Genomic DNA, 9,237 nt, shown 5'->3' on the forward strand with positions numbered 1-9,237 from the left:
GCCTGTTTAGGGGCGACATGTCCAGATACAAGGAGCAACTTCAGCCGCGACACGCGTCACCGGGGAACAGCCGTCGCAAGCGATCCCGAACAGCGCAACAAGGCCCGCGCCTGCCAGTTAACGATGCCTCGCTGCACCATTGCGCAAGCGCATCGTCAGAGGCGTCAGTCGTGCGTCAGTCGACGGATCCTCAGGCCGCCGGCGCCGCATGCGCACACAGCCAATCCAGGACCTGCTGCACCGGCGGCGACGGCGCCGGCGTCGGTCGCCAGACGATCGACAACTGGCGCAGCGCCCACGGCTCCTGCAGCGGTACCGCGACCAACTGCGCGCGCACGCTGACCCGCTCCAGCGCCGCCTGCGGCAGGATCGCCACGCCGGCGCCGCGCGCCAGCATGCGGCACAGCGGTTCGATGCCGTGCACCTGCGCGCGGATGTGCAGCTGGCCACCGGCACGCGTGGCATGGGTCCGCAGATGCTGCTGCAGTGCGCTGTCCTCGGCCAGGCCGAGCAACTGCGCCTGCCATACCTCCGAGAACCGCAACTGCGGCGCCTGCGCCAGCGGATGCGTGGCCGCGGCCACCAGCACCAGCCGATCCTGCCGAAACGGGTGCGCCTGCAAGCCCTGCAGATCGGCGTGATCGGCGATCACCGCCAGGTCGGCGCGTTGCTCGCGCAGCGCGTCGGCCGCGGCGACGCTGCCCTGCTCGCGCAGCGCCAGATCGATGCGCGGGTGCGCCACCAGGAACTCGGCCAGCAGTTCCGGCAACCATTCCGACAGCGCCGCGGTATTGGCCAGCAGGCGCACGCTGGCCGGGTGGCCGCCGGCGTACTCGCCCAGTTCGCTGCGCATCGCCTCAGCCTGCCGCAGCAACTCCCGCGCGTGCCGCAGCAGCGCGGTGCCGGCCGCGGTGAGGCCAACGCCACGCGGGCCGCGCGCGAACAGCGCGACGCCAAGCTGCGTCTCCAACGCGCGGATGCGTGCACTGGCCGCGGCCAGCGACAATGCCGCGCGATCGGCACCGGCGGTGATGCTGCCGGCCTCGGCCACCGCCAGGAACAGCCGCAGATCGGTGAAATCCAGGTGCATCGATGCTCCCGCCTTCGTCGTTGCCGAAGTCTGCCTGAAGCATTCGCGCATTGTCCGGCTGCCGCGGCGCGCCGATGCTGGATGCCATGGACACCCTCGCACCGCATCTGCTGCCGATCGCCCTGGTCTTCCTGCTCGCCGGCGGCGTCAAGGGCATGGCCGGCATGGGCCTGCCGACGGTGGCGATGGGCCTGCTGGGACTCTGGCTGACGCCGGCCGAGGCCGCGGCGCTGCTGGCGCTGCCGTCGCTGCTGACCAACCTGCAACAAGCCTGGGGCGCGGACACCGGCGCGCTGCTGCGGCGACTGTGGCCGCTGCTGGCGTGCATCGTCGCCGGCACCTGGGGCAGCGCCGGCGTCCTCGCCGACGCGGACCCGCGGCTGGCGCGCGCCGGCCTGGGCGCGTTGCTGGCGCTGTATGCCCTGCTTGGGCTGAGTCAGTGGCAGGCACGCCTGTCGTCATCGCAGGCGCGCTGGGCGGCGGCGCCCGTGGGCCTGGCGACCGGGCTGCTGACTGGCGCCACCGGTGTGTTCGTGTTGCCGGTGCTGCCCTATCTGGTGGCGCTGGATCTGCCGCGGGAGGCGCTGATGCGCGCGCTCGGCAGTTGCTTCGCCGCGGCCACGCTTGCGCTGGCCGCAGCCCTCGTCGCGCACGGGGCCTTCCCCACCCAGGCGTTGGGTCCGTCGTTGCTGGCGCTGCTGCCCACTGCCGTAGGCATGTGGCTGGGCACGCGGCTGCGCCAACGCATCTCCGCCAGCGCGTTCCGCCGCGTGTTCTTCCTGACCTTGTTGGCACTGGGCCTGCACCAGGTGTGGCAGGTGCTGGGCTAGGGCGTGTCGTCGCGACGACGCGGGATGTGGGAGCAACCTGATCGCGAAATTACCCTCCTACCGGACAAGCAGAATCCGCTTGCGCGTGGCGGAACGGATTGCGAGAGATGGCCTGACGCCGCTCCCACAAAAAAACGCGCCACCGCTGAGCGATGGCGCGTTCGGTTTTTCGACGGTAGAGCGCGGGCTCAGTCGGCCCAGCGCCCCGGGCCGGTGGACTGCGGCAGCACCTGCACCGACAGCGGGCGGTCCTTCTCCAGCAGGTTGACCGCATCGCTCAGGATCGAGGCCGATTCGCGCAGCAGCGGATCCGGACGCTTGTCGACCAGCTTCTCGCGCGCGGCGTCCTTGACGATGTCGCGCTCGTTGCCGGTCAGGCCATCGTCGCTGCTGTCGTCGGCCAGCGGATCCAGCGGCAGGCCGAGCTGCTTGCGGATCTCCTGGCGCTGCTTGCGCTGCGCGTCCTGCTTCTCACGCTCGGCGCGGCGCTCGGCCTCGTTGAGCACCACGTACTTCTTCGCCGCCTCGGTGCGGAACTGGCGCACGTCCTCTTCCCACCACTGGAATTCCTTGTCGTTGGCGATGCGCGTGGTGTGTAGCGCCTCCAGCTTGGGCAGCAGCGGCGCGAAATTGCCGTACTGGGTGTGCGGCACCGCGGCGATGCGGCTCCACGGCAGCGCGTTGTCGTAGGTGCTTTCGCCAAACTCGGTGGCATCGACGCTGGCCGGGAAGGCGATGTCCGGCACCACGCCCTTGTGCTGGGTGCTGCTGCCGCTGACGCGGAAGAACTGGGCGATGGTCAGCTTGACCTGGCCGAAGCGGTCGGTCTCGTTGGCAGGCCAGCGGTCCAGGTCGACGATGTTCTGCACCGTGCCCTTGCCGAAGCTGGTCTCGCCGATGATCAGGCCGCGGCCGTAATCCTGAATGGCGCCGGCGAAGATCTCCGACGCCGAGGCCGAGCCGCGGTTGATCAGCACCGCCAGCGGGCCGTCCCAGGCCACGGCCGGGTTCTGGTCGCTGTTGACGGTGACGCGGCCGCCGGATTCGCGCACCTGCACCACCGGGCCCTGCTCGATGAACAGGCCGGTCAGCTCGATCGCCTCGTCCAGCGAACCGCCGCCGTTGTTGCGCAGGTCCAGCACCACGCCGTCGACCTTGTCGGTCTTGAACCCGGCCAGCAGCTTGGCCACGTCGCGGGTCGCCGAGGCATAGTCCTTGGCGTTGCGGCGGCGGCCTTCGAAGTCCTGGTAGAACGCGGGCAGCTTGATCACGCCGATGCGACGGGCCGGCTCGCCGTCCTTGGCCGGCAGCTCGATGGTCTCGCCCTTGGCGGCCTGTTCGGCCAGGCGCACCTTCTGCCGGGTCAGCAGCACCTGGCGGTGCTTGCCGTCCACACCGGCTTCGGCCGGAATGTACTCCAGGCGCACCTGGGTGTCCTTGTCGCCGCGGATCTTGGCGACCACGTCGTCGATGCGCCAGCCGATCACGTCCTCGACCGGACCGCTCTTGCCCTGGCCGACGCCGACGATGCGATCGCCCGGCTTGAGCGTGCCGTCCAGCGCGGCCGGGCCGCCCGGGATCACCTCGCGGATCACCACCAGGTCGTCCTGCTTCTGCAGCTGCGCGCCGATGCCTTCCAGCGACAGCGACATCTGCTGGTTGAAGTTCTCGGCGGTGCGCGGGGTGAAGTAGTCGGTGTGCGGATCGACCGTGTTGGTGTAGGCGTTCATGAAGAACTGGAACACGTCCTCGCTCTTCAGTTCCTTCACCGAGTCGTCGAGGTTGGCGTAGCGCTTGTCCAGGGTCTTGCGGATGTCCTCCGGCTTCTTGCCGGCGAGCTTCAGCCGCAGCCAGTCGTTCATCACCGACTTGCGCCACAGCGCATCCAGTTCCTGGTCGTCCTTGGCCCACGGCGCGTTCTTGCGGTCGTACTCGAACTTCTCGTCGCCGTCGAAGTTGAAGTCCTGCTTGAGCAGCTTGCGCGCGTAGGCGATGCGCTCGTCCACCCGTTGCCGGTACACGGCGAAGATCTGGAATGCCGGTTCCAGCTGGCCGGAGGCGATGTTGGCGCCAAGGTTGTTCTGGAAGCTGGCGAACTTGTCGACGTCGGCCTGGGTGAAGAACTGCTTGCTGCCGTCCAGGGTCTCCAGGTACTTCTTGAAGACCTCCTTGGAGGTCGCCTCGTCGAGGGCGCGCGGCCGGTAGGCGTAGCGGCTGTCGGAGAGCAGGCCGTACACCAGCTTGGCGGTGGTGGCCTGGTCGGCGGTGGCAGCGGCCGGCAGGGCGGGCGCATCGGTACGGGCGAACAGCGCCAGCGGTGCGGTCAGCGCAAACGCCAGCAGGAAGGCGGAAGCTTTGAATTTCATCTGGGGACTCTCGGCACCAGGCCGTCAGGGGGGCAGCACATCGCGTGAGACAACACGACAGTGACGCAAGTTGCAGGCCGTGTCACCTGTTCATGAAGCAGACTAGCTGCCGGCTTGCGCAGAAATGTGAACGCTGCCGGTGCGAGCCGCGCGGACGGTCGTCCTGCGGCGACAAACGCGCGTCGCCGCCGCGCAAAGGCGCGATCGACGACGCGGCTCAGGAGGACGCGATTCAGGCGGCGACGCCGGCGCCAGCCGCCTGGCGATCGGCGTGATAGGACGAGCGCACCATCGGACCGGAGGCCACGTGGCTGAAGCCCAGCGCGTTGCCGTACTCCTCCAGCGCCTTGTATTCGTCCGGCGTCCAGTAGCGCAGCACCGGGTGGTGATGGGCGGTCGGCTGCAGGTACTGGCCGATGGTGACCATGTCCACGTCGTGCGCACGCAGGTCGCGCAGGGTCGCCTGCACCTGCTCCAGGGTCTCGCCCAGGCCGAGCATGATGCCGGACTTGGTGGCGATGGCCGGATGCTGCGCCTTGAACTTCTTCAGCAGGGTCAGCGACCACTGGTAGTCGGCGCCGGGACGCACGTTCGGGTACAGGTCCGGCACGGTCTCGATGTTGTGGTTGAACACGTCCGGCGGATTGGTCGCCAGGATCTCCAGCGCGCGGTCCATGCGGCCCTTGCCGCGGAAGTCCGGGGTCAGGATCTCGATGCGGGTGGTCGGCGCGGCGACGCGGATGGCGCCGATGCAGTCGGCGAAATGCTGGGCGCCGCCGTCGCGCAGGTCGTCGCGATCGACGCTGGTCACCACCACGTACTTCAGGCCCATGTCGGCCACGGTCTGCGCCAGGCTGGCCGGCTCGCCGCCATCCGGCGGCTTGGGCCGGCCGTGTGCGACATCGCAGAACGAGCAGCGGCGGGTGCAGACCTCGCCGAGGATCATGAAGGTGGCGGTGCCGTGGCCGAAGCACTCGTGGATGTTCGGGCAGCTGGCCTCTTCGCAGACGGTGACCAGGCGGTTCTCGCGCAGCTTGGCCTTGAGGTTCTGCACCGCATTGCCGGAGGGAATGCGCACGCGGATCCACGAGGGTTTGCGCAGCACCGGCGCGTCGGCGAACTGCACCGGCGAGCGCGCGATCTTGTCGCCGCCCAACTGCTTGACGCCGGTCTGCAGCGGCGCGGGCGCGCTGTCGCCGGAAAGGACCTGCAAGGGAATGGAGCGTGCGCTGGGCTGGGTCATGGCGTGGTCGGCGGGCAGGCGGTCAGGCCGCGTGCGTGAGCGAGAGGTCGGGCAAGGCGTCGAGCGGCTGCAGGGTCAGCCCGAACTGGCGCGCCAGTTGGGCCAGCAGGACCGGAGTGACCGCCTGCATGCCGGAGGGACCGCCCAAGTCTAGCACCGCGGTCACCTGCAGGCCCTGGTAGCCGCAGGGATTGATCCGGTGGAACGGCTCCAGGTCCATCGCCACGTTGAACGACAGGCCGTGGAAGGTGCAGCCGCGGCGCACGCGGATGCCGAGCGCGGCGACCTTGGCGCCGCCGACGTAGACGCCCGGCGCGCCGTCGCGGCGTTCGCCGAGGATGTTCCATTCGTCGAGGGTGTCGATGATCGCCTGCTCGATCCGGCACACGTAGTCACGCACGCCGATGTGCAGCCGGCGCAGGTCCAGCAGCGGGTACACCACCAGCTGGCCGGGGCCGTGATAGGTGACCTGGCCGCCGCGATCGACCTGCAGCACCGGGATGTCGCCCGGTGCCAGCACGTGTTCCGGCTTGCCGGCCTGGCCGAGGGTGAACACCGGCTCGTGTTCGACCACCCACAGTTCGTCGGGGGTGGCCTCGTCGCGCGCATCGGTGAAGCGCTGCATCGCCCGCCACACCGGCTCGTAGGGCTGGCGGCCGAGTTGGCGGACGCCGCACGGCGGCAGCGTCAGTGCCGGCGCCAGTGGCGCGCCCCCGGCTACAGCGTCCACTTCACTTCCGGGTGTTCGCGCAGCGCCTGATGCGCGGCGTCGTACTGGGCGCGGTCCACGGCACGGAAGGCGATGCGCACCGACACGTACTTGCCGTTGGACGAATGCTTCCAGCTGACGCGCTCCTCCATCACCTCCACGCCGGCCGCGGCGAGCAGGCGCGGCAGTTCGGCCTCCAGGCCGGTGTTGGCGGTGCCCATGGCGCTGAGTTCGAACACGCCGGGGAACTGGAAACCGTGATCGGGGTTATCGGAAGTGATGTCCATGTCCGCATTATCGGGCCGGCGCCGGGCAAACCCAAGGCCAGCCGCGGTGCGCAGACAGCGCCCCGGGATCCCGGAGCCGCGCAGCACGGAGATCCGACCGCGCGCAAGACACCGGTGCGGCGCGGCCACGCGCCGCGGGGGTGCCCTCCCCTGCACGGGTCATTGCGCACCATCGCCTTCACACGACAAGAGGGCGAATGGGACAGACAAACCCAAACGGACGAATTTGTCCGCTACGACGCTTTTGCCTATCCTTCACTGCACGGGCTGCGTTCATGGTCCGGGGTGGCGCCGGCACCGACTGCCTGCAGGCGTACATCGCCGCTCACTCCCTTTCCGATCAGAGACGCCGCTCATGCCGTCATCCCGCCCGTTGCTTCCGCTGGCTGTTGCCCTCGCCGCCGCGGCTGCGCCCGCCGTTGCCACCACGCAATGCCCACACGACACCCTGGAAGCGACCGCGCCCACGGTCAACGTCCGCGTCGACAACGACCTGTTCGGTGGCGCCGGCCAGGACCAGGGCTATACCAATGGGTTCGGCCTGATCATCGTCTCGCCGAACCTGCGCGACTACACTGACGACCCCTGCCTGCCGCGGCTGGCGCGGGCGGCGAACCGCGCCCTGACCTGGCTGCAGCCGAACAGCGACTTCACCCAGCGCAACATGACCTTCGCGGTCGGGCAAGCGCTGTTCACCCCCACCGACAAGACCCGCCGCGACCTGATCGAGGACGACCGCCCCTACGCCGGCCTGTTGCTGATGAACATCGGCTACAACGCGCGCAACGACGACCGCCTGCGTACCACCCAACTCACCCTGGGCCTGATCGGCCCGTCGGCGCAGGGCAAGCAGGTGCAGGATGCGGTGCACGCCCTGCTCGGCGACGCCAAGTTCCAGGGCTGGAACAACCAGTTGCACGACGAACCGGTGTTCCGCGTGCTGCACGAACGCCTCCGCCGCTGGTCCGGCGACGGCAGCCGCGACGGCTGGGGGTGGGACGCGATCAGCCACTGGGGCGGCGCGCTGGGTACGCTGGACACCCACGCCAATGCCGGCATGGAACTGCGCCTGGGCTGGAAGCTGCCGGACGATTTCGGTAGTTCGCCGCTGCGTCCCGCCGGCGAGAACGTCGCCCCGCCGGCCGACAGCGTCGGCAGCGGCTGGTCGGCGCACCTGTTCATGACCACCGATGGACGCTGGGTCCTGCGCGACATCACCCTGGACGGCAACACCTTCCGCGACAGCCACAGCGTGAAGAAGCGCCCCTTCGTCGGCGACGCCGGCATCGGCCTGGCGGTGATGCGCGGCAAATGGAAGTTCGCCCTCGCCCGCTACTGGCGCACCCGCGAGTTCGATCTGCAGCGGCAGACGCCGGTGTTCGGGAGCTTTACGGTGAGTCGGAAGCTGTGAGGCTGGGAATGGGGAATGGGGAATGGCAAAAGCGGGCCTCCGATCTCCCCACCAAACCGGCAGATGGCAGTACACCGCTTTACCCATTCCCTATTCCCCATTCTCCATTCCCAAGAAAAAAGCCGGCATCAGCCGGCTTTTTTCGAACACTCATTCGGATTCCCACCACATCCAGAAGCTGTCCCACAGGCGCTTGAAGAAACCGGCCTCGTCGACCGCCTTCAGCGCCACCAGCGGGGCCTGCGCCACCACCTTGCCGTCCAGGCTCACCTTGACCATGCCGATCTGCTGGCCCTGCTTGATCGGTGCCTCCAGGGTCTTGGGCACTTCGATTGCCGGCTTCAGTTCGTTGTAGCGGCCGCGCGGCACGCTGACCAGCAGCGGCTGCGCCACGCCCAGCAGCACCTGCTTCTCGGTGCCCTTCCACACGCGCTGTTGCGCGACCTGCTTGCCCGGCTCGTACAGGCTGTGGGTCTCGAAGAAGCGGAAGCCCCAGTTCAGCAGCGCCAGGCTGTCCTCGGCACGCTGCTTCTCGGAGCTGTCGCCCATCACCACCGCGATCAGGCGCTGGTCGCCGCGCTTGGCCGAGCTGAGCAGGCAGTAGCCGGCCTCGGAGGTGTGGCCGGTCTTGATGCCGTCCACGCTCGGGTCGCGCCACAGCAGCAGGTTGCGGTTGGGCTGGGTGATATCGCCGACGCGGAATTCCTTGATCTTGTTGTACGCGTAGGTTTCCGGATAGTCGCGGACCATCGCCCGGCCCAGCAGCGCCAGATCGTAGGCGGTGGTGTAGTGGCCGTCGGCCGACAGGCCGTGGGCGTTGACGAAGTGCGAGCCGGTCATGCCGATCTTCTTCGCGTACTCGTTCATCAGCGAGGCGAAGGCTTCCTCGCTGCCGGCGGTGTGTTCGGCCAGCGCGATCGCCGCGTCGTTGCCGGACTGGATCGCCATGCCCTTTTCCATGTCTTCCAGGCGCGCGGTCTTGTTGACCGGGAAGCCGCTATAGCTGCCGTCGGTGCCGGCGCCGCCCTCGCGCCAGGCGCGCTCGCTGAGCATGACCTGGTCGTCGCGGGTGATCTTGCCCAGCTTCAGTTCGGCCGCGATCACGTACGAGGTCATGACCTTGGTGATGCTGGCCGGGGCCACGCGTTCGTGCTCGTTCTCGCCGGCCAGCACCTGGCCGGTGGCGTAATCCATCAGCACCCAGGACTTGGAGACGGCCGGCTTGGGCGCGGGCGGGATCGCCACGGTGGCCGGAGCGGCGGCAGCGGCGGCCGGCGGCGCGGGAACCGGGCCGGGCGTCT

At 68.9% G+C, this 9,237-nt stretch carries 8 protein-coding genes; 2 read left to right on the forward strand and 6 right to left on the reverse strand.

The window, feature by feature from the left end:
- Positions 1-190: 190 nt before the first annotated feature.
- The gene (locus tag D183_RS0105510) at positions 191-1,090 is read right to left on the reverse strand and encodes a LysR substrate-binding domain-containing protein (protein ID WP_017908120.1); all 900 of its coding nucleotides are present in this window, start codon (positions 1,088-1,090) and stop codon (positions 191-193) included.
- A gap of 86 nt (positions 1,091-1,176) precedes the next feature.
- Between D183_RS0105510 and D183_RS0105515 the strand changes: the two genes are divergently transcribed.
- The gene (locus tag D183_RS0105515) at positions 1,177-1,920 is read left to right on the forward strand and encodes a sulfite exporter TauE/SafE family protein (protein ID WP_026144221.1); all 744 of its coding nucleotides are present in this window, start codon (positions 1,177-1,179) and stop codon (positions 1,918-1,920) included.
- A 188-nt stretch (positions 1,921-2,108) separates the two neighbouring features.
- Here D183_RS0105515 and D183_RS0105520 read toward each other — a convergent pair whose 3' ends face one another.
- The 4 genes from D183_RS0105520 to D183_RS0105535 form a co-directional block, all read right to left on the reverse strand.
- Positions 2,109-4,286, reverse strand: a complete 2,178-nt coding sequence (locus D183_RS0105520; protein WP_017908122.1) for a carboxy terminal-processing peptidase — start codon at positions 4,284-4,286, stop codon at positions 2,109-2,111.
- A gap of 232 nt (positions 4,287-4,518) precedes the next feature.
- Positions 4,519-5,529: a lipoyl synthase gene (gene lipA, locus D183_RS0105525; RefSeq protein WP_026144222.1), complete on the reverse strand. Its 1,011-nt coding sequence runs from the start codon at positions 5,527-5,529 to the stop codon at positions 4,519-4,521.
- A 22-nt stretch (positions 5,530-5,551) separates the two neighbouring features.
- The gene (gene lipB / locus D183_RS0105530) at positions 5,552-6,259 is read right to left on the reverse strand and encodes a lipoyl(octanoyl) transferase LipB (RefSeq protein WP_017908124.1); all 708 of its coding nucleotides are present in this window, start codon (positions 6,257-6,259) and stop codon (positions 5,552-5,554) included.
- Positions 6,247-6,525, reverse strand: a complete 279-nt coding sequence (locus tag D183_RS0105535; RefSeq protein WP_017908125.1) for a YbeD family protein — start codon at positions 6,523-6,525, stop codon at positions 6,247-6,249. The genes lipB and D183_RS0105535 overlap by 13 nt, the downstream gene beginning before the upstream one ends.
- Positions 6,526-6,880: 355 nt before the next feature.
- Here D183_RS0105535 and D183_RS0105540 point away from each other — a divergent pair, with 355 nt between their 5' ends.
- On the forward strand, positions 6,881-7,936 hold the full coding sequence (locus tag D183_RS0105540) for a lipid A deacylase LpxR family protein (RefSeq protein WP_026144223.1): 1,056 nt from the start codon (positions 6,881-6,883) through the stop codon (positions 7,934-7,936).
- A gap of 150 nt (positions 7,937-8,086) precedes the next feature.
- On the opposite strand, the gene D183_RS0105545 is transcribed toward D183_RS0105540, so the two are convergent.
- Positions 8,087-9,237: D-alanyl-D-alanine carboxypeptidase family protein (locus D183_RS0105545; RefSeq protein WP_017908127.1), on the reverse strand; the 1,151-nt coding region annotated here is incomplete at its 5' end.

The organism is Xanthomonas sp. SHU 199, assembly GCF_000364665.1.
Taxonomy (GTDB): domain Bacteria; phylum Pseudomonadota; class Gammaproteobacteria; order Xanthomonadales; family Xanthomonadaceae; genus Xanthomonas_A; species Xanthomonas_A sontii.

What these genes read in the sequence shown, in the direction of transcription:
- D183_RS0105520 (WP_017908122.1), bottom strand. Translation starts at nt 4,286, where the DNA reads ATGAAATTCAAAGCTTCCGCCTTCCTGCTGGCGTTTGCGCTGACCGCA.
- D183_RS0105535 (WP_017908125.1), bottom strand. Translation starts at nt 6,525, where the DNA reads ATGGACATCACTTCCGATAACCCCGATCACGGTTTCCAGTTCCCCGGC.
- D183_RS0105540 (WP_026144223.1), top strand. Translation starts at nt 6,881, where the DNA reads ATGCCGTCATCCCGCCCGTTGCTTCCGCTGGCTGTTGCCCTCGCCGCC.
- D183_RS0105510 (WP_017908120.1), bottom strand. Translation starts at nt 1,090, where the DNA reads ATGCACCTGGATTTCACCGATCTGCGGCTGTTCCTGGCGGTGGCCGAG.
- lipA (WP_026144222.1), bottom strand. Translation starts at nt 5,529, where the DNA reads ATGACCCAGCCCAGCGCACGCTCCATTCCCTTGCAGGTCCTTTCCGGC.
- D183_RS0105515 (WP_026144221.1), top strand. Translation starts at nt 1,177, where the DNA reads ATGGACACCCTCGCACCGCATCTGCTGCCGATCGCCCTGGTCTTCCTG.